The following is a 24,776-nucleotide window of genomic DNA, read 5'->3' as shown; positions in this document are numbered from 1 at the left end:
TCTGGTTTACGAAGCCGGCCCCGGGTGGGCACGGCGGCGTGAACCTGCGCTGACCACCACCCCGAGCCGGATTTCCCACCGGCTCGGCGAGTCCCCCGCGGGTCGGTGTCCACCAGGAAGGAACACCCCCGCCATGACGCTCTCCGCCGGCCCCGCCACCATCGGTGACCTCGACGCCGCGCGCACCACGTCGATCAGCCCGCTCATTTCGCCCGCGCTGCTGCGCGAAGACCATCCGGTCGACGCCGCCGTCGCCAAGGTCGTGCGGCACGGGCGCGCCGAGACCGTCGACATCCTCGAGGGCCGCGACGACCGCCTGCTCGTCATCGTCGGCCCGTGCTCGGTGCACGACCCCGAGGCGGCCCTCGACTACGCCCGCCGGCTGGCCGCGAAGGCCGAAGAGCTGCGCGAAGACATCCACGTCGTGATGCGCGTGTACTTCGAGAAGCCGCGCACGACGCTGGGCTGGAAGGGCCTGATCAACGACCCGGACCTGGACGGCACGTTCGCCGTCAACAAGGGCCTGCGGCTGGCGCGGAAGCTGCTGCTCGACGTGTCCGCGCTCGGCCTGCCGGTCGGCTGCGAGTTCCTCGACCCGATCACGCCGCAGTTCATCGCCGACATCGTCACGTGGGGCTCGATCGGCGCGCGCACGGCGGCGAGCCAGGTGCACCGCCAGCTGTGCAGCGCCCTGTCGATGCCGGTGGGCATCAAGAACTCGACGGAGGGCGACGTCCAGGTGGCGATCGACGCGACCCGCGCGGCGGCCGCGAGCCACGTCTTCCCCGGCATCAACACCGACGGCCTCGCGGCGCTGCTGACGACGTCGGGCAACCCGGACTGCCACGTCATCCTGCGCGGCCACAACGCGGGCCCGAACTACGACGCCGCTTCCGTTGCGGATGCCCTCGCCCGGCTGGCGAAGTCCGGGCTGCCGGAGCGGCTGATCATCGACGCTTCGCACGGCAACAGCGGCAAGGACCACGTCCGGCAGGGCGCGGTGGTGCGCGAGCTGGCCGCGCGGATCGCATCCGGCGAGCGCGGGATTTCCGGCCTGATGATGGAGAGCTTCCTGGCCGGCGGGCGGCAGGACCTCGCGCTGGGGCGCGCGGAGGAGCTGACCTACGGGCAGTCGATCACCGACGCGTGCCTGGCGTGGGACGACACGGCCCCGCTGCTGGACGAGCTGGCCGCGGCGGTCCGGGCGCGCCGCTGAGAGGTCCCCGGCCTGGGGGTCCCCCGGTTTTGACGTTACCGGGCAGCACCGACAATTCCGGGCCCCCGGCGGCCGGGCGGCGCCGCTCGCGGGGGATTCCGGGGCGCGGTCAGCGGCGCGGGAAGTACTCCTCGATGACTTCCCAGCGCGCCAGGTTGTGCTTCGCGTCCGCCAGCGCGTCGTGCTGGTCGGTGGGGGCCGCCGGGAGCTTCGGCTTTCCGGCGTCCTCCCACCGCTGCCGCAGATCACGAGTGAACCGCGGCAGCTGGCGGGGCAGGGCCGGCATCGGGCCCCACAGCTGGGCCAGCGCCACGTGGTCGTACGCCGCGAACCAGGCCCACAGCTCGATGCCGCCCGGGGGCTTGCCGAAGAACTCCAGCAGGTCGGCGCGGATCTTCTCGCGGCTGCGCCACGCCTTGTCCGCCGGCGACGGGAGCTTGTCCAGCACGTTGTCCCGGACCCACGGCCCGGCGCGGTCCGGGTCGAACTCCGTCGAGACCGCGTAGAACTCGCGGCCCCGCTCGTCGACGACACCGATGGAGACCAGGTCGATCGTCACGCCGTCTTCGATGAACTCGGTGTCGTAGAAAAAACGCACTGGTGAACAGTAGTAGTGGGTCAGCCGACCTTGGAATCCGGCACCCGGGCCGCGTCGCGGGAGGCGGGCTGGGCCGGCACCTTGGGCTTGACCCCGGCGGCCTCGGCGGCCAGCAGCTCCTTGGCCTTCGCCGCGTAGATGTCGACGTACTCCTGGCCGGACAGCTCCATCAGCGCGTACATGATCTCGTCGGTGATCGACCGCTCGATGAACCGGTCGCCCGCGAGGCCTTCGTAGCGCGAGAAGTCCAGCGGCTTGCCGAAGCGGACCTCGAGGCGGCGGGGCCACCACATCCGGGAGCCGATCGGGTTGACCTTGTCCGTGCCGATCATCGCCACCGGGACGACGACGCCGCCGGACTCCAGCGCGATGCGGGCGACGCCGGTCTTGCCCTTGTACAGGCGGCCGTCCGGGGAGCGGGTGCCCTCGGGGTAGATGCCGAGCAGGTGGCCGTCCTTGACCAGGCGGGTCGCGGTGTCGAGCGCGGCCTGGGCGGCGTTGCCGCCGGAGCGGTCGATGGGGAACTGGCCGACGCCGGTGAAGAACCACTTCTTGAGCAGGCCCTTGAAGCCGGGCTCGGTGAAGTACTCGGACTTCGCCGGGAAGGTGACCTTGCGCTTGACCCGCAGCGGCATGAAGAACGAGTCCGCGACCGCCAGGTGGTTGCCGGCGAGGATCGCGCCGCCGGTTTCGGGGATGTTCTCCGCGCCGACGACCTTCGTCGGCCACAGCGTCTTGAGCAGCGGTCCGATGAATACCCACTTCATGAGCCAGTACAGCACCGGTGCCTCAGTCCTCCATCGCAGCTCAGCCCCATTCACCCGCGCCGGACAGCCTACGAACCCGGGTGCCCGCCGCACAACGGAGACCACCCGGTTACCGGCGGGCAGCGATCGATCTCACAGCGAATTCCGGGCCCGGGCGGAGCCCCACAACGCCCGCGAGCCGTGAGAGCATGGACGGATCCACCGCTCACACGGAAGGCGATCGCATGGGCGTGCTCGCCGGCGCGGAACCGTTCGGCCACACCGGTTCGGCCGAGATCGGGTTCCTGCTCTGCCACGGGTTCACCGGTACCCCGGCGAGCATGCGGGCCTGGGGTGATCACCTGGCCGGCGCCGGGTTCACCGTGCGCTGCCCGCTCCTGCCCGGCCACGGCACCCGCTGGCCGGACCTCAACCGCACGACGTGGGAAGACTGGTACGGCACGGTCCGCGAAGCGCTCCTCGAGCTGCTCTCGGCGTGCAAGACGGTCTTCGTCGGCGGCCTCTCCATGGGCGGCACGCTCACCCTGCGCCTCGCCGAGGAGTTCGGCGACCGGATCGCCGGGATCGTCCTGGTCAACCCGTCGGTGACGCGGCTGAAGTGGGACACGCGGCTGCTGCCGGTGCTGGGCCGGATCGTGCCGTCGGTGCCGGCGATCGCGAACGACATCAAGAAGCCGGGCGAGACGGAGCTGGCCTACCCGCGCACCCCGGTGCGCGCCGCCGCGAGCCTGGCGAAGCTGTGGGCGGTCGTGCGCGCGGACCTGGGCAAGGTCACGCAGCCGGTGCTGCTGCTGCACTCGTCGGTGGACCACGTCGTCGAGCCGGTGAACTCGCAGCTGGTCCTGAAGGGCGTCTCGAGCACCGACGTCACGGAGGTCGTGCTGGAGAACAGCTACCACGTGGCGACGCAGGACAACGACGCCGAGGTCATCTTTTCGCGTAGCGTCGAGTTCGCGAAGGCGCACGCCGCACAGCCTGAGGAGACCGCATGAGCCGCGGGAAGGACGGGCCGGAGGACGTCGACGCGACGTTCGCCGAGATCGTCGCCGACCTGCGGGCCGACGGCTTCGGGCTCCCGGAGGACGACACCGCCGACACGCCGCAGACGGGCACGGCGACCGAGTCGCGGAAGACGCCGGAACGGCCCGTCGAGCCGCCGGCCGCGGACCCCGCCCCGCCCGAGCCCGGCTGGCGCTCCGGCGGCACGTCGTGGGACACCACGATGTTCTCCGACGACCCCGCGGACGACGACGAGCACTACATCCCGCCGGAGCCGCCGCCGCTGCCGCGGCCCAAGATGGGCGCGTTCCTCATCCTGCTGCTGTTCCTGGCCGGGCTGTTCCTGCTGATCCTGCCCGGCGCGATCGGCGTCGGCCCGACGGTGGCGACCCCGCTCGGCATCCTCGCGCTCGCGACGGCGATCGCGCTCCTGCTGCTCCGCGTCCGGCAGGGACCGCCGCCCGGCGCCGATCCCAGCAACGGCGCCCAGGTCTGACGCGTCACGGCGATGCGCATCGATTTCAGCCCTTCGCGGCGATCGACCGTCGGCGCGGAGTGGGAGCTCGGCCTGGTCGACCGCCGCAGCGGCGAGCTGTCTTCGGTGGCGGAACGGATCCTCGAAGCGGTCCGGCCCGACGGCGCCGCCGAGCACCCGAAGATCAAGCAGGAGCTGCTGCTCAACACCATCGAGATCATCACCGGCGTCTGCGACACGATCGCCGAGGTCAAGGCCGACCTGAACGGGTCGCTCGACGTCGTGCACGGCGTCACCGACCCGCTCGGCGTGGAGATGTTCTCGGCCGGGACGCACCCGTTTTCGAACTGGTACCAGCAGAAGGTCACCGACAAGGAGCGCTACGCGAAGCTGATCGACCGGACCCAGTGGTGGGGCCGCCAGATGCTGATCTACGGCGTCCACGTGCACGTCGGGGTCGACCACCGCGAGAAGGTGCTGCCGATCCTCGACGCGCTGCTCAACTACGCGCCGCACCTGCAGGCGCTGTCGGCATCGTCGCCGTACTGGGGCGCCGAGGACACCGGGTACGCCTCGAACCGGGCGCTGATGTTCCAGCAGCTGCCGACGGCCGGGCTGCCGTTCCAGTTCCGGAAGTGGGCGGAGCTGGAGAACTACGTCGACGACATGTTCACCACCGGCGTGATCGACCACTTCTCGGAGATCCGCTGGGACATCCGGCCGGCCCCGCACCTGGGCACGATCGAGATGCGCGTCTGCGACGGGCTGCCGACGCTGCTGGAGGTCGGCGCGATCGCGGCGCTGACGCAGTGCTTGGTCGACGACTTCAGCCAGCGCCTCGACGACGGCGAGATCCTGCCGACGCTGCCGCCGTGGCACGTCCAGGAGAACAAGTGGCGCGCGGCCCGCTACGGCACCGACGCGATCGTCATCCTGGACGCGGCTGGGCGCGAGCGGCTGGTCACCGACGACATCGCCGACCTGCTCGACCGGCTGGAGCCGGTGGCGCGGCGGCTGGACTGCGTTGCCGAGCTGCGTGACGTCGAAACGATCCTGGAGCACGGGCCGAGCTACCGGCGGCAGCGGGCGGTCGCCGAGGCGCACAAGGGCAGCCTCAAGGCCGTGATGGCGTCGCTGGTCGCCGAGATGCGCGACGGCATCCCGAAGGACTAAAGCGCGTCGAGCCGGGTGCGCAGGGTGCCGGGGCCGAGGATCGCCGCGCCGAGGGCTTCGACGCGCCGCTTCAGCTCGCGGTCGGCCGTCGCGACCAGGATCCGGGCGTCGGCCTGCTTCGCGACGACCTCGACGATCTTCGAGTCGCCGTCGGTGTCCGCGGCGACGACCTCCACGCCGGCCACGCCCGTGACGTGCTTGGCCTTGCCCTCGACGACCAGCACGATCCGCGGCCACCAGGTCACGGACGCGTCGTCCGGGTCGGCCAGCCCGGCTTCGGCGAGCCGGGCGAGCTGGTCGCGCAGCCGCTCGGCGGCGCCGTGCCGGTCGCGCCACCAGCCGTCCGGCCGCGAGCCGACGACGTTGGCGCCGTCGACGACGAGGACGAGCTTGCGCCCGACGCGCGCGGCCAGGTCCGGCCAGGCGGCGGCGAAGTCGCGGTGCAGGGGGTATCCGGGGACGTCTTCGGGGTCCACCCAGCGCACCTCCGCGCTCTCGGTGTTGGCGACGCGCGCTTCGGCGCCCTCGGCGAGCGCGAGCACGGTGGTGTAGCTCCACTCGCCGTGGTCGACGACGGAGGCGGAGACGGTCCGGAAGGCTTCGGCGGGCACGGAGGCCTCTTCGAAGGCTTCGCGGGCGGCCGCGGTGAGGGCGGTTTCGCCCGCCTCGATGGCCCCGCCGGGCAGCGCCCAGGTGCGGCCGTGGTGCACCCACCAGGCCCGGCGCTGCAGCAGCACCCCGCGCGCGGGATCGACGAGCAGCAGCCCGGCGGCGCCGTACCGGCCCCAGTGCAGGTGCCCGCAGGAACACTTGACGAAGACGCTCGCGGACGCGGGACTCACCTAGCCAGGGTGTCACAGGTCGGCCGCGGATCACCTCTCCACGGCCGCCGGAGGAGTGACTCAGACCGGGGTCTTGGCCGCTTCCAGCGCCAGCGCCGCCGCGCCGACGATCGCCGTGTCGTCGCCCAGGTGAGCCGTGCGGATCCGGGCCAGCGGCCGGTGCCGCGCCCCCGTGATCGCGCCCGCGTAGTGCTCGCGCGCCTCGTCCAGGAACAGGGGCGCCGACTCCGACACTCCCCCGCCGATCACGATGATCTCCGGGTCGAACACGTCCGCCACCAGCGCCAGGCCTTCGCCCAGCCACTTGGCCAGTTCCGCCATCGCCAGCTGCGCGATCGGGTCGCCGTCCCGCGCCGCCCCGGCGACCCGCCGTCCCGTCACCGAGCCCGGGTCGCCCGCGACCTGCGGGGCCAGCACCGTCGAGCGGCCCGGGTGCCGCGCCAGCAGCTCCACCGCCGTCGCGGCCAACGCCGTTCCGCTGCAGTAACGCTCCCAGCAGCCGTACTTGCCGCACGGGCAGGGCCGGCCGCCGCGGACCACCGTCAGGTGGCCCAGTTCCGGTGCCACGCCGTACGCGCCGCGGAACAGCTTGCCGTCCAGCAGCAGGCCCGCGCCGATGCCCGTGCCCAGCGCCACCAGCGCCGCCACGTGGGCGCCGCGGGCCGCGCCGAAGCGGTGCTCGCCGACCATCGCCGCGTTGACGTCGTGCTCCAGCAGGACCGGCAGGCCGACGCGCTTCTCGATGCGATCGGCGACCGGGGCGCCGCGCCAGGCCAGGTGCGGTGCGAACATCACCGACCGGCGGTCGCGGGCCACGAACCCGGCCACGGCCAGGCCCACCCCGGCCACGTCGTGCCGGTTGCGCAGGTCCTCGACGACGCCCGCGATGGCGTCCTCGAGGGCGCCTTCCTCGCTCGGCGTCCCGACGCGTGCCGTGTCGAGCAGGGAGCCGCGCTCGTCCACCACGCCGGCCCGGACGCTCGTCCCGCCGACGTCCACCCCTATCGTCCGCACTCAGTTCTCCCACTCGTCACGCCTGCGGACGGCGATGTGCTGGACCCGCACCGAGACCGCGGCATCCGCCGGGGGCCGCGGCGCGGGCCGGAACCCGGGCATGTGCACGCCCTCGTCCGGTTCCCAGCGGTCCGCGAGCACCGCCCGGAGCAACGCCACGAGCTGGGCCAGCTGTTCCAGCACGCGGGCCACGAGTTCGGGTCGCTCACCCCGCACCACCGCGACGATCGCACAGAGCGGGCACCACCCGCACGCCGAGCCGTCCGGTTTCGCCTGGTCAGGGTCGCCGTGCCCGGCGGCGACGACGCCCTCCAGCCACGGCGCGGCCTTCTCCACGACCATCTCGACGAGCAGGCGGATCTCCTCCGCGAGCCGCGGCCCGTCCGTGGGTTCCTCTTCGCTCACCCGCGTCCCCGGTTCCCGGCCAGGCTCACGACCAGGCCGTCGGCATCGGATTCCGCGCCGGTGATCCGGCACGGCCGCAGCGACTCCGGCAGGGCGATGAGCCTGCGGAAGCCGTCCACGGTGATCGCCAGGTCGTCGTCGACGCGGGCGAGGTCGACCTCGGTGTCCCGCGTCAGCGGGATCGCGATGCGCAGGGTGTACCCGTCCGGCGCGCGCCGTATGAGCAGCAGCGGGGTGACCGGGGTGCCGTCGCCGGCCAGGGGGTCGCCGTCGCGGTACAGCTCCGCGGCGATCTCCAGCAGCGCGGGCAGCCCGACCGGTTCGACGGCGCGGTGCTCGACGCGGGAGACCCGCTCGAAGCCGGCCCCGGACAGCTCGGCGAGCACGGCGTCCTGCTCGTTGCGGCGGGTGCGCAGCCAGGACGCGGCGCCGCCGCGCCAGAACCCGGGCGCGGGCATCAGCCGGTTGGCGATCAGGCCGTCGACGGCGATGCCGCGCAGGGCCAGCGAGCTGAGCGTGCGCCGCGCCTCGGCGACGACGACCCGCTCCGGGGTCAGCACCAGCCGGACCGTGGTCACCGACGGATCGGTGAGCAGCGCGCGCAGGCCGTCGAGGTGGACGCCGAGCCGGCGCACGGACTCGGTGACGCGCCTGCCGAACACGCGCGCCAGGTAGCCGGAGACGGCTTCCGGGAGGGCGAGCAGCCGCAGCGTCTCGGCCGTCGGCCCGCAGTCGACGACGATGGTCTCCCACGGCCCTTCTTCGGCGAGCCGGCGGACCTCGGTGAGGGCGAGCAGCTCGTCGACGCCGGGCAGCACGGTCAGCTCTTCGGCGTCCAGGGTGTCGAGCCCCGCGCCGGCCAGCGCGGCCTGCAGCTCGGCCCGCAGCCGGTGCCAGGTGGTGTCCACCAGCGTCCGGGAGTCGATCTGGACGGCCGAAAGCAGTGCGTCCACTTCGGACGGTTCGGCGCTCAGGGTGTGCCCGAAGGCGTCGCCGAGCGAGTGCGCCGGGTCGGTGGACACGACGAGCGTCTTCCTGCCGCGAGCGGCCAGGGCGGCGCCGGTGGCGGCGGCCAGCGTCGTCTTCCCGACACCCCCCTTGCCGGTGAACAGCAGGATCCGCACGCGGCTACCCCTCGGCCCGCTTCTTGAGCTCCTTCAGCGCGGTGTCCATGACCATCTTCTCGGCCTTGCGGCGCAGCAGCCCGATCATCGGGAGCGCCAGCTCGACCGACAGCGTGTAGGTGACCCGCGTCCGGCCGCCCAGGTCCTCGAGCGCGTACCGGCCGTTCTGCGCCTTCTGCATCTGGCCCTTGACCAGGTGCCAGCTGACGCCGAGGCCGTCACCGTCCCAGTCGTACTCGAGGGTGTAGACGTCCTTGATCGGGCCCGCGTCCAGGGTCAGCTTGACCTGCTTGGCCCGGCCACCGGCGTCGGTGCCGAGCACCTCGGTCTGCCGGACGGCCTTGGCCCATTCCGGGTAGGCGGGGAAGTCGGCGATCACGGCCATCACCCGGCTGGGCTCGGCGTCGACCTCGATGGACTGTGTGGACTGCTCGGCCATGGGACGAAGCGTAGCCGCCGCGGCCGGTCACCAGCGCAGCACGTACGGCTGCCCGGTCTCCTTGAAGTGACCCACGTTACGGCACTCGGTCAGGCCGACCCGGACCCGCGCGGACAGCGGCTGGTGCACGTGGCCGAACACCGACCAGCGCGGCCGCTGTTCCCGGATCAGCTCCAGCAGCGCCGTGGAGCCGATCTCGTTGCGGCGCGCGACGACGTCGTAGGTCAGCTCCGGCAGGGCGGGCGGGCCGTGCGTGCAGAGCACGTCGACGTCGGTGAGCGCGGCCACGCTCTTGTCGTAGTCCTCGCGATCCCGCAGGTAGGGGCGCCAGGCGGCGCCCTTGCGGCGGCGCGGGACGACGCCGTCGGGCAGCAGCGCGCCGCCGACGAAGCCGAACCGGAGGCCGCCGATCTCGGTCACCTCGCCGTCGAGGACGTGGATGCCCGCGCCGGTGAACTCCGGCCACAGCGACGGCGTGTCCACGTTGCCGGGGGTGGCGTAGGTGGGCGCGGTCATCGCCGCGAACAGCGTCGCGTACTGCTCGCGGATGGCCTCGTCGACCGCGGCGGCCGGGTCGTCGAGGGTCGCCCAGAGCGTCCGGGAGAAGGCAACGGTTTCGTCACGGGTGCCCTCGCGGCGCAGGCGCGCGAACTCCCCGACCTTCTCGGCGCCGAACAGCGCGCCCATGATGCCCTTGTCGTGGTCGCGGTAGTCGACGAAGTCCAGCAGGTCGCCGAGCACGACCAGCGCGTCGGCCCCGTCCCCCGCCCGCTTCAGCGCGTCCGCGTTGCCGTGCACGTCCGAGACGACGTGTACCCGCACCCCTGGTCCCTTCAGTCTTCACCGCGCGGAGGCACTCCGGGCTCGCGCCCGTCCTCCAGGATCTCCTTCAGCCCGAGCGCGATCGCCTTGGCCGCGCGGGCCCGCCGGTCGAACTCCCGGCGCAGCTCGCGCGGCGCCGGCGCACGGGGCGCGCCCGCCGCGTCGGCGGGGGTCGCCCGCAGGAAGTAGTGCAGCAGAGTGCCGTCGAGCACCGGCTCGAGCCAGACCTCCATCGTACCGACGAGCGCGCCGCGCACGGTCCAGCGCAGGCCCTGGTCGCCCCGGTCGGTGTAGACCTCCAGGACCAGGTCGGGCCAGTAGCGCGGCCAGGACCGGGGGTCGGCGAAGGCGGCGGCCACGGTGGACGGCGGGACCGCGAGGAACGTCTCGTCGACGACGTCGATGGCGGGCGGTGCGTTCACGTGCGAAGAATGTCACGCCCTCGCCGTGCGGCGGCGATCAGCATGGTCTTAAGGTGCTCACCACGCTAAGTTGACTGGCGGGTAACAGCGGTGTCGCCCACCGCACGCGTTGAACACGGAGGTCCACGTGCGCGAATACAGCGCTCCCGCCGGCAAGCCGGTGGCCGACGACGAAAACATGTCCGATGTCGTCTGGGCGAACGCCGAGCGGTTCTCCGACGTGGTGAGCTTCCGCCGCCAGGTCGAGGGCAGCTGGCTGGACGTGACCGCCAAGGAGTTCGCCGCCGAGGTGCTGGCGGTCGCCAAGGGCATGGCGAAGGCCGGGATCGGCCGCGGCGACCGCGTCGCGATCATGTCGAAGACCCGCTACGAGTGGACGCTGATCGACTTCGCGATCTGGGCGGCCGGCGCGGTGACCGTCCCGATCTACGACACCTCGTCGCCCGAACAGGTGTACTGGATCCTCTCCGACTCGGCCGCCAAGGCCGTGTTCGTCGAGACGACCGGCCACGCCGGCGCGGTCGAGGAGATCCGCGACCGGCTCACCGAGCTGGACCACACGTGGCAGATCGAGGGCGACGCCCCCGCCGTCGAGACGCTGGCCGCGCTGGGCGCCGACCTCTCCGACGACGAGCTGCACGAGCGCCGCCGCGACGTGAGCGCGGACGAGCTGGCCACGATCGTCTACACCTCGGGCACCACCGGCCGCCCCAAGGGCGTCGAGCTGACCCACCGCAACCTGCTGGCCGAGATCCGCGCCGACATCGAGGCGTTCCCGCAGCTGATGGAGCAGGGCAACTCGCTGCTGTGCTTCCTGCCGCTGGCGCACGTGCTGGCCCGCGCGATCGCGGTGACCGCGCTCACCGCCCGCGTCACCCTCGGGCACACCCCGGACGTCAAGAACCTGGTCGCCGACCTCGGCACGTTCCGCCCGACGTTCGTGGTCGCGGTGCCGCGCGTGTTCGAGAAGGTCTACAACTCGGCCAAGCAGAAGGCCCACAGCGAGGGCAAGGGCAAGATCTTCGACGCCGCCGAGGCGGTCGCGGTCGAGTACAGCCAGGCGCAGGACACCGGCGGCGCCGGGCTCGGCCTCAAGCTGAAGCACCTGGCGTTCGACAAGCTCGTCTACGGCAAGCTGCGCGCGGCCCTCGGCGGCCGCTGCGTCGCGGCGGTGTCCGGCGGCGCTCCCCTGGGCGCCCGGCTGGCGCACTTCTTCCGCGGCATCGGCGTCCCGGTGTTCGAGGGCTACGGCCTCACCGAGACGTCCGCGGCGGCGAACGTCAACACGCAGACGGCGTTCCGCGTCGGCACGGTCGGCAAGCCGGTCAACGGCACGTCGGTCCGCATCGCCGACGACGGCGAGGTCCTGCTCAAGGGCGACGTGGTGTTCAAGGCGTACTACAACAACCCGGCAGCGACGAAGGAAGCGCTCACCGACGGCTGGTTCCACACCGGCGACCTCGGCGAGCTGGACTCCGACGGCTTCCTGAAGATCACCGGCCGCAAGAAGGAGATCATCGTGACGGCGGGCGGCAAGAACGTCGCCCCGTCCGGCCTCGAGGACACGATCAAGGCGGCCCCGCTGGTCAGCCAGGCCATGGTGGTCGGCGACCAGCGCCCGTTCATCGCGGCGCTGGTCACCGTGGACGAGGAGTACTTCCCGGCGTGGAAGTCCCAGCACGGCAAGCCCGCCGGCGCTTCGGTGGCGGACCTCGCTTCCGACACCGACCTGCTCGCGGAGATCCAGGCCGCGGTGGACGAGGCGAACAAGCAGGTGTCGAAGGCCGAGGCGATCAAGAAGTTCACGGTGCTGGCGAACGACTTCACCGAGGCGGGCGGCGAGATCACGCCGAGCCTGAAGCTGAAGCGCAACGTGGTTTCGAAGAACTACGCGAACGCCATCGAAGGCCTGTACAAGAAGTAGGCCTCACGCGAGCCGCTGGGCCGTGACGAAGTCGCGGTACCAGCGGTAACTCGCCCGCGGCGTGCGGGTCTGCGTCGCGTAGTCCACGTGCACCAGGCCGAACCGGTGCTTGTACCCGTGCGCCCACTCGAAGTTGTCCAGGAGCGACCAGCAGAAGTACCCCCGCAGGTCGACCCCCGCCGCCGCGGCCGTGCGCGCCGCCTCGATGTGCTCGCTCAGGTACGTGATGCGCTCGTAGTCGGCGAAGTCGCTGCGGTCCGGGTACACGCAGCCGTTCTCGGTGACGTACACCGGGGGCAGCTCCGGGTAGCGGTTGTGCAGGCCGACCAGCGCCTCGGTCAGCCCCTCCGGCTCCACCGGCCAGCCCATGCCCGTGCGCGGGACGTCCGGCAGCCGCGAGGTGTCCACGCCGATGTCGGCCACCGTGCGCAGCGCCGGGTCGGGTTCGCGGTGCGGGGCGTCCGCGACGTGCAGGCGGTAGTAGTAGTTGACGCCCAGGTAGTCCAGGGGCTGGCCGATCGTGCCCAGGTCGCCGTCACGGCGGAAGGCGAAGTCCGAGGCGCCGCTGAACATCGCCGCCAGGCCCGGGGCGTAGCGGCCGCCGAAGAGCGGGTCGGTGAACTGGCGGCGCAGCAGCGTGTCCTGGCGGGCGGCCGCCGCCACGTCCGCCGGCGAGGCGGACACCGGGACGGCGGGCGACTGGTTGAGGACGATGCCGAACTGGTGGTGCGGCGGTGCCTGCCCCCGCATCGCCCGGACCGCCAGGCCGTGACCGAGCAGCAGGTGGTGGGCCGCGGCGAGGGCGCCGTCGCCCTCCTTCGCGCCGGGCGCGTGGCGGCCCTCGCCGTAGCCCGCGACCGCGCACGGGTACGGCTCGTTCAGCGTCGTCCAGTGCTCGACCAGGTCGCCGAGCTCCGCGTGGACGAGGGCCGCGTAGTCGGCGAACCGGAACGCCGTGTCCCGGGAGCGCCAGCCGCCTTCGTCCTCCAGCGCCTGCGGCAGGTCCCAGTGGTAGAGCGTCAGGAACGGCTCGATCCCCTTCTCCCGCAGCCCTTCCACGAGCCGCCGGTAGAAGTCGAGCCCGCGGCGTTCGACGCGGCCGCGGCCGGACGGCTGCACGCGGGGCCACGACACCGAGAACCGGTAGGCGTCCACGCCGAGGCCGGCGAGCAGGGCGAGGTCCTGCGGCCAGCGGTGGTAGTGGTCGGCCGCCGGTTCGCCGGTGTCGCCGCCGGCCACCGCGCCGGGGACCGCGGCGAAGGTGTCCCAGATGGACGGTCCGCGGCCGTCCGCGGTGGTGGCGCCCTCGATCTGGAACGCCGAAGTGGCGACGCCCCAGCGGAAGCCGGGCGGGAAACTGGTGGTCACGGTGGTCTCCGGGAGGTCAGCCCTTGAGCGCGCCCTGCATGATGCCGCCGACGATCTGGCGGCCGAACAGCAGGAACACGAGGAGGACGGGAACGGTGCCGATGGTGGCGGCGGTGAGCACGAGCGTGTAGTCGGTGGTGTAGCCGCTGGCCAGGCTGGACAGTGCCGTCTGGACGGTCGGGTTCTCCGGCACCAGCACCACCAGCGGCCAGAAGAAGTCGTTCCACGCCTGCATGAACGTGAACAGCCCGAGCACCGCCGCGGCCGGCCGGGCGGCGGGCAGCGCCACGTGCCAGAACAGCCGCAGCGAGCCGCAGCCGTCCATCCGCCCGGCCTCCAGCAGTTCCAGCGGCAGGGCGCGTTCGAAGTACTGGCGCATGAAGAACACGCCGAACGCCGTGACGAGCCCGGGCACGATCACCGCCTGCAGCTGCCCGGCCCAGCCGAAGTCGGCCATCATCATGTAGAGCGGGACGACGCCGAGCTCGGTCGGGATCGCCTGGGTGGCGACCACGAGCAGCAGCAGGAACGTCCGCCCGCGGAACTTCAGCTTGGCGAACGCGAACCCGGCCAGCGTCGAGAACAGCACCACGGACACGGTGATCGTGCCCGCGACGATCAGCGAGTTCCCGAGCGCCAGCGCGAAGTTCGTCTCGTCGAAGACGCGGGCGATGTTCTCGAACAGGTGCCCGCCGGGCACGAGCACCGGGGGCACGCTCCCGACCGCCTCCGTCGTCTGCGAGGAGACGACGAACGACCAGTACACGGGGAACGCCGAACCGGCGAGGATCGCGACGAGCGCGGCGTAGGTCCACGGGCTTGTGGCCCGCCGGACCAGCCGCCGCACCCGGCCGGGCGGGCTCGGCGCCGCGGCGGGCGCCGAGGTCAGCACGGTGGTCATGTCCGCTCCTCAGTCCGTTTGGATGCGCCGGGTGACCAGGTACGACACGCCCGCGACGAGCATCGTGGCCACGGCCAGGATCAGCGCGATCGCCGAGCTGTAGCCGAAGTCGTACTTGGTGAAGCCCTGTTCGTAGAGGTAGAGCGCGGCGGTCTGGAACTGCCGGTCCGAGCCGCCGGTGGCGGCCGCCGTGCCCGGGTTGAACAGCAGCGGCTCGGCGAGCAGCCGCATGTTGCCGGTCGTCGCGATCACCGTCGAGAAGATGATCTGCGGCCGCAGCAGCGGCACGGTGATCCGCCAGAACTGCTGCCACCCGCGGGCGCCGTCGAGGGTGGCGGCTTCGTACATGGCCGACGGGATCGCCTGCATCGACGCCAGGAAGATCAGCGCGTGGTAGCCGGTCCAGCGCCACACCACCATCGCCGCGATGGCGGTGTGGGAGCTGGCCGTGCCCGCCTGCCAGTCGACCTGGCCGGCGCCGAACCAGCTCAGCACCCAGTTGACCAGGCCGAAGTCCCGGCCGAACAGCTGCGCGAAGATGATCGTCACCGCCGCCACCGAGGTGATGTTCGGCAGGATCATCCCCATCCGGAACAGCGTCCGGCCGCGCAGCCGCCGGTTGAGCAAGTGCGCGATGCCGAGCGCGAACAGGATCTGCGGGATCGTGGTCAGCAGCCACAGGCTGACCGTGTTCCCCATCGAGTTCCAGAAGTACGGGTCGTGGAACAGCAGCTGCTCGTAGTTGCCGAACCCGATGAACGTCGCGCCATCGGCGTCGAGCAGGTTCCGCTTCTGCAGCGACACGAACGCCGTGTACAGCAGCGGGAACAGCCCGAAGACGCCGAAGATCAGGAAGTACGGGCTGATGAAGCCGAACGGCGACAGCTTGACGTCCCACTTGTGCCGCCGGTCGGCCCAGGTCAGCGCCATTACTTCAGCTTCGAGACGTCACCGACGAGCTGCTCCCACGCGGCCGCGCCGTCCTGCTTGCCCTGCTCGACGCGCTGCATCGCGTTGCCGAACTCCGTCTGCACGTCGCCGGCCTTGGGGCCCTGGTACTGCGGGTTCAGCTTCTTCGCCGCGTCGGTGAACACCTTGCCGACGGGAGCGTTGTTGAAGAACGGGTTGGTGTAGCCGGTGATCTTCGGGTCGTCGTAGAGCGACGGCGTCGAGGGCAGCAGGCCCTTGCTGGTGAACACCTTCGCCTGCTGCTCGGGCGCGGTCAGCCACGCGGCGAGCTCGGCGGCTTCCTTGGTGTGCTTGCCCGACTTCGGCACGGTCAGGTACGAGCCGCCCCAGTTGCCGCCCCCGCCGGGCACGGCCGCGACGTCCCACTTGCCCGCGGTGTCCGGGGCCTGGTCCTTGATCTTGGTCATCATCCAGGCCGGGCAGGTGACCGTGGCGAACTGGCCCTGGGTGAAGCCGGTGTTCCAGGTCGGCGTGCTGTAGAGCAGGCCGGCGGAGAGGTTCGCCTTGACGGCGTCGACGACCTGGTCCCAGCCGGTGCGCAGGGCCTGGTTGCTCGCGACGACCAGCTGGTCGTTCTGGTCGTAGTAGCCGACGGGCGCCTGGCCGAAGATCGCGTTGAGCACGGTCGGGCCGCCGTCCATGAACTTGACGCCGTTCGGCGCCTTGGCCTGGAAGCGCTTACCGGTGTCGAAGAACGCCTGCCAGGTCGGCCAGAGCGCGGAGACGGCGTCGCGGTCGGTGGGCAGCTGGGCCTTTTCGAACAGGTCGCGGCGGTAGCAGATGGCCAGGCCGCCGACGTCGGTGCCGTAGCCGATCTGCTGGCCGCCCTTGGCGAGCGAGGCCGCCCACTTCCAGCTCAGCCAGCGGTCCTTGAGCTTGTCCCCGCCGACGGTGTTGAGGTCGACGAACTTGTCCGGGGTCGCCTTGAACTGGGCGACGTACCCGGTGTCGATCGCTTCGATGTCCGCGGCGCCGCCCCCGGTGGCCAGGTGCGCGGCGAGGTTCTTGTGGTGGTCGGAGTAGGCCGCCGTCCGCTCGGTGATCTCGATGTCCGGGTGCGCGGCCTGGTACTCCTTGATCAGGTCGGTGTAGCCGAAGTTGCCGAAGAGGCCGAGGCTCAGCTTGATCTTCCCGCCGCCGGCGTCACCGCTCCCGCAGGCGCTCAGGGCGGTGACAGCGGCGCAGACGACCGCCAAGACGAGGCGGGGTGTCGTTTTCGGGCGCATGAGATCTCCGTTGTTCTGCGGGCCGGTCGGAAAACGCGGGACCATGAGAGCGCTCCCAAGCGGGGTACGTCAAGTAACGAAAAGGTAACGCACTCCGGCATTTACGCTGTCTGAGATCATGTGCTACAGATGTAACCGGTTACAACATCGGAGGTCCCCATGGTCACCGCCCGCGAGATCGCGCAGCTCTGCGGCGTTTCGGTCGCAACCGTGTCGCGGGTCTTCAACCGCCCCGCCACGGTCAGCGAGGCGACCCGCACCCACGTCGAACGGGTTGCCCGGGAACTCGACTTTTCGCCGAACGAGTCGGCGCGGGCGCTGTCGCGGCAGCGCTCGGCGATGGTCGGGCTGGTCTGGGACACCGACCACCGGCGGCCCGGCTGGCGGCACCCGTTCCTGCAGGACCTGTTGCTGGGCCTCAAATCGGCGCTCAGCTCGCACGGGTACCACCTGCTGCTGCTCGCCACGAGCGACGACGCCCGCAACCGCCACCCCGGCGTGTCGCTGGCCGACCCGGTCGGGTACGTCGGCATGACCCGGCGCCACCACCTGGCCGGGCTGGTGCTCATCGACAGCGGGACCGACGCCGAGGCGTTCGGCACCTTCGCCCAGTCCGGGCTGCCGTGCGTCGCGCTGGACGTGGCCCTCTCCGGCCCGCGGGCGACCTACGTGACCTCGGACAACGCCGCCGGCGCCGCCGAAGCCGTCCGGCACCTGGCCGGGCTCGGGCACCGGCGGATCGCCACGATCACCGGCCCGCGCGGCAACGCGCCGGCCGCCGCCCGCACCGAGGGCTACCGGCGCGGCCTGGCCGAGGCGGGGCTGCCGGTGCGCGAGGACTACGTCGTGACCGGGGACTTCTACCGCGAGAGCGGCTTCGTCGGCATGCGCCGGCTGCTGGCCCGCAAGGACCCGCCGACGGCGGTGTTCGCGGCCAGCGACGAGATGGCGGTCGGCGCGCTGCTGGCGGCCCGCGCGGCCGGGCTGCGGGTGCCGGACGACCTGGCGGTGGTCGGGTTCGACGACATCGAGGTGGCGTCACTGGTGGACCCGGCGCTGACGACGGTCGCCCAGGACAAGCCCGGGTTCGGCACGGCGGCGGCCGGCGCGCTGCTGGCGATGATCGAGAACGTGGGCGCCCCGGAACCGGTGCGGCTGCCGACGAAACTGGTCATCCGCGACTCTTGCGGCGCCTGACGTCAGCCGCGGTACTCGGCACGGATTTCGCCGAGGACGCGCTCCGCTTCGGCGGCTTCACGGCCGTGCGCGCGGGACCGGGTGACGAGCGTCTTCCACAGCGCCCAGCCGCGGCCGCGGGCCCACGTGGGGTCGTCGATCGCCAGCCGCTCGCGGAACACCCGGCGGCCCTCGGCGGTCAGCAGCGTCCAGGCGATGGCCACGTCGCAGGCCGGATCGCCGGCGCCGCAGCTGCCGAAGTCGATGACCGCGGCGAGTTTTCCGTTGTCCAGCAACAGGTTCCCCGCGGCGACGTCGCCGTGCACCCAGCGCGCCACCCCGTCCCAGCGCGCGTCGAGCGCGGCCTGCCAGATCTCGCCGGTCAGGTCGTCGAGCAGGTGCCGGACCAGCTCGTCGTAGGTGTGCAGCGGGCCGCCCCGGAACCAGTTGTGCTTCCCCGGCCCGGGTACGCCCGTGGGGTCGACGTCCTGCAGCGCCACCAGGAACCCGGCCAGGTCGGTCGCGAACCCGACGGGGTCCGCGATGCCCGCCGCGGTCGCCGGTTCGCCGTCGAGCCACGGGTAGACCGACCATGGGAACGGGTAGTCCGCACCGGGCCGGCCTTCCGCCAGGGGAACCGGAATCGGCAACGGCAGCCGGGGCGCGAGCACCGGGAGCCAGCGCTGTTCCTTATCGACGGCCAGGGCGTACTCGGCCGCGCTGGGCAGCCGCACCGACATCGCGTCGCCGAGGTGGAAGGTCCGGTTGTCCCAGCCGCCGTTCGCCACGGGACGCACGGGAAGGTGCGCCCACCGCGGGAACTGCGCGGCGACGAGCCGCCGCACCTGGTCGGCGGTGACCTCGAGGCGCCGGGGCGGCGGGCCGAGGCTCATCGGGCGGTGATCTTCGCGTCCCAGTCGATGTGGTGCGAGTAGAGCCAGCCGCGCTCCTCGCCGACGTCCCCGCCCGCGCTCGCCTTCACCAGCTTCTCGACCCGCTCGCGCCGCAAGCCTTCGTACGCCGCGAAAGCCGACGCCGGGTCCGGCAGGTCGCGCAGGCACTGCGCGAGGATCACGCTGTCCTCCAGCGCCATCGACGCGCCCTGGCCCGCGGCCGGGGACGCGGCGTGCGCGGCGTCCCCGGTCAGGACCATTTCCGGTGTCGACCAGACGCGCGTTTCGGGGACGTCGTAGGAGTGGCCGCCGAACACCTCGTCACCGGTGGCGGCGACGATCTCGGCGCAGGGCAACGGTTCTCCCTCGAACGCCGCGTGCGCGAACTCGCGCCAGCCCGCCGGGGTGACGGCCGCGATCTCCGCGCGCGAGCGCTCGGCGTCCGGGATGCGGGCGAACCAGAACGTGGCGCCGTCCGGATCGGTGGTGAACCCGAACGCGGCCTTGCTGCCGCGGACCATCCGGTAGACCCCGGGCGCCGCCGGGAGCCCCTCGGCGCGGGTGTAGCCGTACACGACGGTCAGCCCGGTGTAGCGCGGCTCGTCCGCGGCGGGATCGATCAGCCGCCGGACGACCGAGCGCAACCCGTCCGCGCCGACCAACACGTCACCCGTTTCGGTGGTGCCGTCCGCGAACTCCGCCGTGACACCGTCCGGTCCGGTCTTCGCGCTCACGAGGCGTTTGCCGCGTTCGAGCGGTACGCCCCGGCGCGCGGCTTCGTCCTGGAGGACGCGGTAGAGCGTCGCGCGGGTCATCGTGCGCGGCCCGTCGAGGCCTTCGGTGTCGAACTCGCGCCGCCCGACGGTCTCGCCGTTCGGGGCGACCAGTTCGACCCCGAGCGCCGCGAAGGACGCGTCGATCACCGGCTGGTCGGCACCGATCGCGCGCAGGGCGTCCATGCCGTTGTGCATGATCGTGAGGAACGCGCCGATGTCGTCCCCGCCCGCCGGGTACGCCTCGAAGACGACCGGCTCGTGCCCGGCGAGCTTCAGCGCCATCGCCGTGACCGTGCCGGAGATCCCGCCACCCGCAACCAGTACCCGCACCCTGCTCCCCCTCGTGGACTCCGCGTGCCGCCGGCCACGACGTTACCGTGGCGGCGGCACGCGGGGCTCACTCCTTGGCGCCACTGGTGGCGATGTCGCCGTTGAGACCGCGCGGGAAGAAGCCGCCCGAGGACACCTTGTCCGGGTTGAGGTAGGCGATGTTGAGCACGCGGTCGGCCGACCGGCCGAACGCGACGCCGTTGGCGTCCGCCGGCACGAGGTTCGCCATGCCGTCCTTGAGCACGCCTTCGTCGTCGTCGGCCTTGCCGTCGAGGCTGTCGCGGGCGTCGGAGATCTTGTTCGTGACGTCGCCGAGGCCGCGTTCGAACAGCTGCGCGCGCACGATGCCCGCGTGGTAGGCCTCGACCGCGAGGATGCCCGCCGCCGCGTCGAGGAACGTCTTGTTGTTGACCAGCGGCGCCGCGCCCTTGTAGGCGGACACGCCGACGTCTTCGAACAGGTACGCGGCGAGCAGGAAGTTGTTCTCGCTGGCGAACGGGTCGAACGTCTGGCCCTGCTTGATCAGCCCCGCGGCCTGCATGGCGGCGGTGAAGCTGTTCTGGAAGTCGATCTCCGGCTGCGCGACGGCGGCCTTGTCGAGCGCCTTGCGCAGGAAGTTCACGTGCGCGACCTCGTCGCCGGCGATCTCCTGCGCGATCTGCTTGACGTGCTCGCTCTTGAACTTCACGGCGTGCCCGCCGGAGACCTTGCCGAGGTTGCCGATGCCGTTGACGTACTTCTCGTTCAGCCCGTAGCCGGAGACCGCGAACGAGTAGAGGTTCGCCTCCAGGTACTCCAGGTTGAGCGCGAAGTTGAGCACGGCGGCGTCGCTCGCCGCCTCCTTGGCGGCGTCGCCGCCCTGCGCGCCGTACTGCTGCGTGGCACCGGCCGAGCCGAGCCCCAGCGACAGCGCCGTGCCCAGCGCACCGGCGCCCGCGACGCCGAGCCCCGCCGCTCCCGCGGCCTTGAGGAAGCGGCGGCGGTCGGTCGCGTTCTCCGCGCTGCGCTCGATCAGCTGCCGTGTGTAGCGTTTTCCGAACACCGGGGGACGTCCTCTCGTGACGAGTTCGTCCACCTCACCCAACGGTGATACGTACCTGGACGGCCCCCGGCTCGGTCGAATCGGGAAAAAATTCTTCCCGGTTCTGTTTTGCCTGGTCAGCCGCGTTCGGCGACCGCGAGCCGGACGCAGACGGCCAGCGCGCGGACGGCCTCTTCGACCTCGGCGAGCTTCGGGAACGTCGGCGCGATCCGGATCACGGCGTCGTCCGGGTCGGCCCCGTGCGGGTGGGTCGCCCCGGCGGGGGTCAGCGCGACCCCGGCCTCCTTGGCCAGCCGCACGACCTCCTTGGCGGTGCCCGCGGGGACGGTCAGGGTGATGAAGTACCCGCCGGTCGGCTTGGTCCAGGACGCCAGGTCGGCCAGCTCCTCGGTGAGGATGCGGTCGACGGCCGCGAACTTCGGCCCGATGATCTCGGCGTGCTTGCGCATGTGGGCGCGGACGCCGGCCTCGTCCTTGAGGAAGTGGGCGTGGCGCAGCTGGTTGACCTTGTCCGGGCCGATGGTGCGCTTGCCGGTGTTGCCGGTCCACCAGGCGAGGTTGGCCTCGGAGGCCCCGAAGAACCCGACGCCGGCCCCGGCGAGGGTGATCTTGGAGGTCGAACCGAAGACGAACACGCGGTCGGCGTTGCCGGCCTCGGTGGCCAGCGCCAGCAGGTCGGCCAGCTCCGGCTCGTCGTCGGTGAGGTGGTGCACGGCGTAGGCGTTGTCCCAGAAGATCCGGAAGTCCGGCGCCGCGGTGCGCATGGTGGCGAGCCGCCGCACGACGTCGTCACTGAACGTGACCCCGGTCGGGTTGCTGTACTTCGGGACGCACCAGATCCCCTTGACGGCGGGGTCCTCGGCGACCAGCGTCTCGACGGCGTCCATGTCCGGGCCCTCGTCGGTCATCGCGACCGGCACGAGCTCGATGCCGAACCGCTCGGTGAGCGCGAAGTGCCGGTCGTACCCCGGAACGGGCGCGAGGAACTTGACCTGCGGCTCGTCGGCCCACCGGCGCTCGGCCCCGGGCAGCTTGCTCAGCAGCGCCTGCACGACGGCGTCGTGCATCAGCTCGAGGCTGGAGTTCCCGGCGGCGAGCAGCTGCTCGGCGGGCACCTGCAACGCGCCGGCGAAAATGCGGCGCAGCTCGGCCAGGCCCTTCAGGCCACCGTAGTTGCGGACGTCGGTGCCGTCCTCGGCCTTGAAGGAGCCATCGCCGGGGAGGCTCAGCAGCGCGTTCGAAAGATCGAGCTGCTCGGGCGACGGCTTGCCACGGGTGATGTCCAGGGAGAGGCCTCGGCCGACCAGGGCCGCGTAGTCGCTGCGGGCCGTGTCGACGTCGACGGAAGCAGTGGTCATAGCCCCAACGCTAAACCCGGCGTCGATACCATTTCGGGGCGGGTCCTGGCTAGGGTGGCGAGTGTGCTTTTGGTAGTCCACGCCGACCAGCGCCAGTTCTCCCTGCGCGACTCGGCATCCCACCTCACCGGCAGCGGCTGGACCCCCGACGCCCTCGACCACCGGATCGCTTCCGAGCCCGGTGGCATCGCGATCGTGACGGCCCGCTCGGACGTGGTGGAGTCTTCGGTGACGTTGGAGCCGTCCCCGCCCGCGGTGATTCCGGAGGCGGAGCACGTGGTGGAAGCGGATCTTCCGGTTCCGAGCGGGCGGTTGGTGATTTCCGGGCCTTCGGACTACCCGTCGCAGGAGAAGTTCTTTTCGGTGGTGGCGGGGTTGTACCGGGCTCGGGTTTCGTTTGTGCCGGCTGGGCCGCCGTCGGTGACTTGGAACGAGCACGAGTTCGGGGAGCATTACCGGTATGTGGTGGAGCTGTGGCCGGTGACGGATCCGTCGGGGGTCTCGGTGCTGCGGCAGGGGGCTTCGGTCTGGGACGGGTGACTGTTTTGTTCGTGTTTGTTCGTGCGCCTTGTGCTCGGCGGCGGTTGAGGGGGCCGGGTGCGGCCGGTCGTGGCAGATGGTGTGGAACTCAGGCCGCGGGCGGAGTGCGGAGAGGCGCTGGACTCGGGCCGCGGTAGAGCTGGGGCGGGTAGTCGGCATTCGTCACGCAGGGGTGCGGAGTGACTGGGCGCGGGGCCGGGTGAGGGGCGGGCAGTCGACGGTGGAGGACGCGCGGGGCGCGCAGAGCCCAGGGCTGGGCGGCTGGAGCGTGGTCGGGCGCTTGGGCGCTGGGGCCAGCTGAGACGCCAGCAGTCAACGGTGGATGACGCGCGGAGCGCGCAAAGCCTCAGGACACGAGGCGGCCGGAGCGTCGGCGGGCGCTTGGGCGCGCGAGCCAGCTGAGACACCGGCAATCGGCGGCAGACTACGGAAGGCTCCACAGAGCCAGGACTGGAAGCGGCCGGAGCGTGGGCGGACGGTTGGACGCGACGGCCAGCTGAGACACCGGCAATCGACGGCAGACTACGGAAGGCCACGCAGAGCCAGGACTGGAAGCTGCTGGAGCGTGGGCGGGCGGATTGGGCGCGTGGGTGTAGGCCCGTAGCCGGTGGCTGCGGGCCTGTCCCGTGTTCAGGCTGCGAAGGGCAGGGGCTGATGGATGTTGTTGCGCCTGGGTTTTCGGCGTTTGTCCAGGAACCGTGGTGGCAGGAATTCGGGGTGGCCGTCGGTGGCGATGCGTACTTGCCAGCCGGAGCGGTGCAGGAGCCGGTGGTGGTGGCCGCAGAGCAGGACCAGGTTGGCCAGCTCGGTCGGGCCGCCCTCGGCCCAGTGCCGGATGTGGTGGCCTTGGCAGTGCCGGGGTGGGCGGTGGCAGCCGGGGAACGCGCAGCCGCGGTCGCGCAGGAACAACGCGCGGCGCAAGCCGGGGCTGATCAGGCGGCGGGCACGGCCCAGGTCGAGGGGTTCGCTGGCGGAACCGAGGACGGCGGGGATCAACTTGCAGTCGCAGGCGTGGAGGCGAGCTTCGGCGGCCGTGATCAGGCCGGTGTCGCCGAGGGTGGCCGTGCCGAGGCCGGATTGCAGGTCGGACAGGGAGACCGCGACCATGACGTGGGCGCGTTCCCCAGCCTGCGTCGGTAACTCTGGGGAATTCAACGCGAGGTCGACCGCGTCGGAGAAGGCGTCGCCGTAGCGTTCGTGTGGGGAGCGGAGGTCGTCGGCGCCGCGGCGTTCGGCCAACGCGTCGAGCAGGGCGCTGGCGCGGGTGCCGGTTTCGTCGTCGAAGCGACCGGACAGTTCCCAGGTTCCGGTGCGTTTGCGGCGCAGCGACAGTTCTCGGGCGGGGATGGTCGGCTCGGTGTCCTCGGGTTCAACGCCGTCGGGGTCGAGGTGAGCCAGGATCCGCGCACCCAAGGCCGCGACTTGCTTGTGACCGCCCTCGGCGGCGAAAGTGAGGAGATCGGCTTCGGCGGTATCGCGATGGACGGCGGGGATCCGCGAGACAGCCTCGACGATGGTGTCGATCATCGGGGTGCTCAGCGAACCGGTCACGGCAGTGGCACCGGTGGCCGGGGCGAGGGCGGGGGTGACGTCAGAGGAGTAGAGGGCCTGGGCACGGGCGACGGTGCGTCTGGCGGCAGCGTGCGGGACGTCCGCGAGGTGCTCGTAAAGGCGTGCGGTGGAACGGTATCCGAACAGCTCCATAACGCCGCGGGACTCGATTTCCACCAGCAACGCACCGATTTCCGCCTCAGCAGACCGCACCACAGTGAGCAGCGAAACAACACGGTCGGCCAAGGCCGCCGCATCCGCTTGCCACACCGCTTCTCTGTCCACACACCAAGACTACCGGCCATACGAACACCTGTTCATCACACGATCAGGGTAACTGTTCAGGTCGTTTCCGGGCTGTGAGTGGCCATGTGGGATGATCTTGCTTGTGGGGGAAGGTGTTCGCCCGTCGTATGACGAGCTGGC

Annotated in this window: 25 protein-coding genes; 7 read left to right on the top strand and 18 right to left on the bottom strand. The window is 71.6% G+C overall.

Annotation, left to right across the window (positions count from 1 at the left end; all coding sequences use genetic code 11):
* Nucleotides 1–133: 133 nt before the first annotated feature.
* On the top strand, nucleotides 134–1,216 hold the full coding sequence (locus EIY87_RS42285) for a 3-deoxy-7-phosphoheptulonate synthase (protein ID WP_125315626.1): 1,083 nt from the start codon (nucleotides 134–136) through the stop codon (nucleotides 1,214–1,216).
* A 109-nt stretch (nucleotides 1,217–1,325) separates the two neighbouring features.
* Here the strand turns inward: EIY87_RS42285 and EIY87_RS42280 are convergent, their stop codons facing one another.
* Both EIY87_RS42280 and EIY87_RS42275 read right to left on the bottom strand, forming a co-directional pair.
* A complete protein-coding gene (locus tag EIY87_RS42280; protein ID WP_125315625.1) occupies nucleotides 1,326–1,814 on the bottom strand; it encodes a polyadenylate-specific 3'-exoribonuclease AS in 489 nt (162 codons plus the stop codon).
* Nucleotides 1,815–1,834: 20 nt separating this feature from the next.
* Entirely contained in the window at nucleotides 1,835–2,596 is a 762-nt protein-coding gene (locus tag EIY87_RS42275; RefSeq protein ID WP_125315624.1) for a lysophospholipid acyltransferase family protein, read from the bottom strand.
* Nucleotides 2,597–2,805: 209 nt separating this feature from the next.
* Here EIY87_RS42275 and EIY87_RS42270 point away from each other — a divergent pair, with 209 nt between their 5' ends.
* From EIY87_RS42270 to EIY87_RS42260, 3 genes are read left to right on the top strand one after another with little or no spacing between them, the layout of a single operon-like run.
* Nucleotides 2,806–3,573, top strand: a complete 768-nt coding sequence (locus EIY87_RS42270) for an alpha/beta hydrolase (protein ID WP_125315623.1) — start codon at nucleotides 2,806–2,808, stop codon at nucleotides 3,571–3,573.
* Nucleotides 3,570–4,076, top strand: a complete 507-nt coding sequence (locus EIY87_RS42265) for a hypothetical protein (protein ID WP_125315622.1) — start codon at nucleotides 3,570–3,572, stop codon at nucleotides 4,074–4,076. Before EIY87_RS42270 ends, EIY87_RS42265 begins: the two co-directional genes overlap by 4 nt.
* Before the next feature lie 12 nt (nucleotides 4,077–4,088).
* Complete coding sequence (locus EIY87_RS42260) at nucleotides 4,089–5,228, top strand: glutamate--cysteine ligase (RefSeq protein WP_125315621.1); 1,140 nt, start codon at nucleotides 4,089–4,091, stop codon at nucleotides 5,226–5,228.
* On the opposite strand, the gene EIY87_RS42255 is transcribed toward EIY87_RS42260, so the two are convergent.
* The 7 genes from EIY87_RS42255 to EIY87_RS42225 are packed head-to-tail and all read right to left on the bottom strand — an operon-like array spanning nucleotide 5,225 to nucleotide 10,296.
* Nucleotides 5,225–6,070, bottom strand: coding sequence for an NUDIX hydrolase (locus EIY87_RS42255; protein ID WP_125315620.1), 846 nt, complete (start codon nucleotides 6,068–6,070; stop codon nucleotides 5,225–5,227). The two genes, EIY87_RS42260 and EIY87_RS42255, sit on opposite strands and share 4 nt — an antisense overlap.
* Nucleotides 6,071–6,130: 60 nt before the next feature.
* Nucleotides 6,131–7,069, bottom strand: coding sequence for an ROK family protein (locus tag EIY87_RS42250; protein WP_125315902.1), 939 nt, complete (start codon nucleotides 7,067–7,069; stop codon nucleotides 6,131–6,133).
* 15 nt (nucleotides 7,070–7,084) lie between these two features.
* Nucleotides 7,085–7,489 (bottom strand): hypothetical protein, encoded by a 405-nt coding sequence (locus EIY87_RS42245; RefSeq protein ID WP_125315619.1) that lies wholly within the window; start codon nucleotides 7,487–7,489, stop codon nucleotides 7,085–7,087.
* Entirely contained in the window at nucleotides 7,486–8,613 is a 1,128-nt protein-coding gene (locus EIY87_RS42240; protein ID WP_125315618.1) for an ArsA family ATPase, read from the bottom strand. The genes EIY87_RS42245 and EIY87_RS42240 overlap by 4 nt, the downstream gene beginning before the upstream one ends.
* Before the next feature lie 4 nt (nucleotides 8,614–8,617).
* On the bottom strand, nucleotides 8,618–9,052 hold the full coding sequence (locus tag EIY87_RS42235; protein WP_086856845.1) for an SRPBCC family protein: 435 nt from the start codon (nucleotides 9,050–9,052) through the stop codon (nucleotides 8,618–8,620).
* Nucleotides 9,053–9,079: 27 nt separating this feature from the next.
* Complete coding sequence (locus EIY87_RS42230) at nucleotides 9,080–9,874, bottom strand: metallophosphoesterase family protein (protein ID WP_125315617.1); 795 nt, start codon at nucleotides 9,872–9,874, stop codon at nucleotides 9,080–9,082.
* An 11-nt stretch (nucleotides 9,875–9,885) separates the two neighbouring features.
* On the bottom strand, nucleotides 9,886–10,296 hold the full coding sequence (locus EIY87_RS42225) for a polyketide cyclase / dehydrase and lipid transport (protein WP_125315616.1): 411 nt from the start codon (nucleotides 10,294–10,296) through the stop codon (nucleotides 9,886–9,888).
* Nucleotides 10,297–10,423: 127 nt separating this feature from the next.
* Here EIY87_RS42225 and EIY87_RS42220 point away from each other — a divergent pair, with 127 nt between their 5' ends.
* The gene (locus EIY87_RS42220; protein ID WP_125315615.1) at nucleotides 10,424–12,220 is read left to right on the top strand and encodes an AMP-dependent synthetase/ligase; all 1,797 of its coding nucleotides are present in this window, start codon (nucleotides 10,424–10,426) and stop codon (nucleotides 12,218–12,220) included.
* A 3-nt stretch (nucleotides 12,221–12,223) separates the two neighbouring features.
* Here EIY87_RS42220 and EIY87_RS42215 read toward each other — a convergent pair whose 3' ends face one another.
* From EIY87_RS42215 to EIY87_RS42200, 4 genes are read right to left on the bottom strand one after another with little or no spacing between them, the layout of a single operon-like run.
* Nucleotides 12,224–13,588 (bottom strand): GH1 family beta-glucosidase, encoded by a 1,365-nt coding sequence (locus EIY87_RS42215; protein ID WP_125315614.1) that lies wholly within the window; start codon nucleotides 13,586–13,588, stop codon nucleotides 12,224–12,226.
* 16 nt (nucleotides 13,589–13,604) lie between these two features.
* The gene (locus EIY87_RS42210; RefSeq protein ID WP_125315613.1) at nucleotides 13,605–14,489 is read right to left on the bottom strand and encodes a carbohydrate ABC transporter permease; all 885 of its coding nucleotides are present in this window, start codon (nucleotides 14,487–14,489) and stop codon (nucleotides 13,605–13,607) included.
* Between the two features lie 9 nt (nucleotides 14,490–14,498).
* Nucleotides 14,499–15,419 (bottom strand): carbohydrate ABC transporter permease, encoded by a 921-nt coding sequence (locus EIY87_RS42205; protein ID WP_125315612.1) that lies wholly within the window; start codon nucleotides 15,417–15,419, stop codon nucleotides 14,499–14,501.
* Nucleotides 15,419–16,684, bottom strand: a complete 1,266-nt coding sequence (locus tag EIY87_RS42200; RefSeq protein ID WP_125315611.1) for an ABC transporter substrate-binding protein — start codon at nucleotides 16,682–16,684, stop codon at nucleotides 15,419–15,421. Before EIY87_RS42200 ends, EIY87_RS42205 begins: the two co-directional genes overlap by 1 nt.
* Nucleotides 16,685–16,843: 159 nt before the next feature.
* Between EIY87_RS42200 and EIY87_RS42195 the strand changes: the two genes are divergently transcribed.
* Complete coding sequence (locus EIY87_RS42195; RefSeq protein WP_125315610.1) at nucleotides 16,844–17,881, top strand: LacI family DNA-binding transcriptional regulator; 1,038 nt, start codon at nucleotides 16,844–16,846, stop codon at nucleotides 17,879–17,881.
* A 2-nt stretch (nucleotides 17,882–17,883) separates the two neighbouring features.
* On the opposite strand, the gene EIY87_RS42190 is transcribed toward EIY87_RS42195, so the two are convergent.
* From EIY87_RS42190 to EIY87_RS42175, 4 genes are all read right to left on the bottom strand, one after another.
* The gene (locus EIY87_RS42190) at nucleotides 17,884–18,753 is read right to left on the bottom strand and encodes an aminoglycoside phosphotransferase family protein (RefSeq protein WP_125315609.1); all 870 of its coding nucleotides are present in this window, start codon (nucleotides 18,751–18,753) and stop codon (nucleotides 17,884–17,886) included.
* Nucleotides 18,750–19,859 (bottom strand): FAD-dependent oxidoreductase, encoded by a 1,110-nt coding sequence (locus tag EIY87_RS42185; RefSeq protein ID WP_125315608.1) that lies wholly within the window; start codon nucleotides 19,857–19,859, stop codon nucleotides 18,750–18,752. The genes EIY87_RS42190 and EIY87_RS42185 overlap by 4 nt, the downstream gene beginning before the upstream one ends.
* Before the next feature lie 67 nt (nucleotides 19,860–19,926).
* Nucleotides 19,927–20,901: a ferritin-like domain-containing protein gene (locus tag EIY87_RS42180; protein ID WP_125315901.1), complete on the bottom strand. Its 975-nt coding sequence runs from the start codon at nucleotides 20,899–20,901 to the stop codon at nucleotides 19,927–19,929.
* A 116-nt stretch (nucleotides 20,902–21,017) separates the two neighbouring features.
* Nucleotides 21,018–22,259 (bottom strand): aminotransferase class I/II-fold pyridoxal phosphate-dependent enzyme, encoded by a 1,242-nt coding sequence (locus EIY87_RS42175; RefSeq protein ID WP_125315607.1) that lies wholly within the window; start codon nucleotides 22,257–22,259, stop codon nucleotides 21,018–21,020.
* Nucleotides 22,260–22,313: 54 nt separating this feature from the next.
* Between EIY87_RS42175 and EIY87_RS42170 the strand changes: the two genes are divergently transcribed.
* Nucleotides 22,314–22,799 carry a hypothetical protein gene (locus EIY87_RS42170; protein WP_225440388.1) on the top strand — a complete coding sequence of 162 codons (486 nt, stop codon included), beginning with the start codon at nucleotides 22,314–22,316 and terminating at the stop codon, nucleotides 22,797–22,799.
* 630 nt (nucleotides 22,800–23,429) lie between these two features.
* Here the strand turns inward: EIY87_RS42170 and EIY87_RS42165 are convergent.
* Nucleotides 23,430–24,635, bottom strand: a complete 1,206-nt coding sequence (locus EIY87_RS42165; protein WP_125315606.1) for an HNH endonuclease signature motif containing protein — start codon at nucleotides 24,633–24,635, stop codon at nucleotides 23,430–23,432.
* Nucleotides 24,636–24,776 lie beyond the last annotated feature (141 nt).

This window comes from Amycolatopsis eburnea, from assembly GCF_003937945.1.
GTDB classification, from domain to species: domain Bacteria; phylum Actinomycetota; class Actinomycetes; order Mycobacteriales; family Pseudonocardiaceae; genus Amycolatopsis; species Amycolatopsis eburnea.
Note: the sequence above shows the minus strand (reverse complement) of the source record. Positions and strands in the feature narration are given on the sequence as shown.

Coding starts and splice junctions, on each gene's coding strand:
- EIY87_RS42285 (WP_125315626.1), top strand. CDS start 134: ATGACGCTCTCCGCCGGCCCCGCCACCATCGGTGACCTCGACGCCGCG.
- EIY87_RS42265 (WP_125315622.1), top strand. CDS start 3,570: ATGAGCCGCGGGAAGGACGGGCCGGAGGACGTCGACGCGACGTTCGCC.
- EIY87_RS42175 (WP_125315607.1), bottom strand. CDS start 22,259: ATGACCACTGCTTCCGTCGACGTCGACACGGCCCGCAGCGACTACGCG.
- EIY87_RS42210 (WP_125315613.1), bottom strand. CDS start 14,489: ATGACCACCGTGCTGACCTCGGCGCCCGCCGCGGCGCCGAGCCCGCCC.
- EIY87_RS42200 (WP_125315611.1), bottom strand. CDS start 16,684: ATGCGCCCGAAAACGACACCCCGCCTCGTCTTGGCGGTCGTCTGCGCC.
- EIY87_RS42190 (WP_125315609.1), bottom strand. CDS start 18,753: ATGAGCCTCGGCCCGCCGCCCCGGCGCCTCGAGGTCACCGCCGACCAG.
- EIY87_RS42235 (WP_086856845.1), bottom strand. CDS start 9,052: ATGGCCGAGCAGTCCACACAGTCCATCGAGGTCGACGCCGAGCCCAGC.
- EIY87_RS42270 (WP_125315623.1), top strand. CDS start 2,806: ATGGGCGTGCTCGCCGGCGCGGAACCGTTCGGCCACACCGGTTCGGCC.
- EIY87_RS42260 (WP_125315621.1), top strand. CDS start 4,089: ATGCGCATCGATTTCAGCCCTTCGCGGCGATCGACCGTCGGCGCGGAG.
- EIY87_RS42205 (WP_125315612.1), bottom strand. CDS start 15,419: ATGGCGCTGACCTGGGCCGACCGGCGGCACAAGTGGGACGTCAAGCTG.
- EIY87_RS42195 (WP_125315610.1), top strand. CDS start 16,844: ATGGTCACCGCCCGCGAGATCGCGCAGCTCTGCGGCGTTTCGGTCGCA.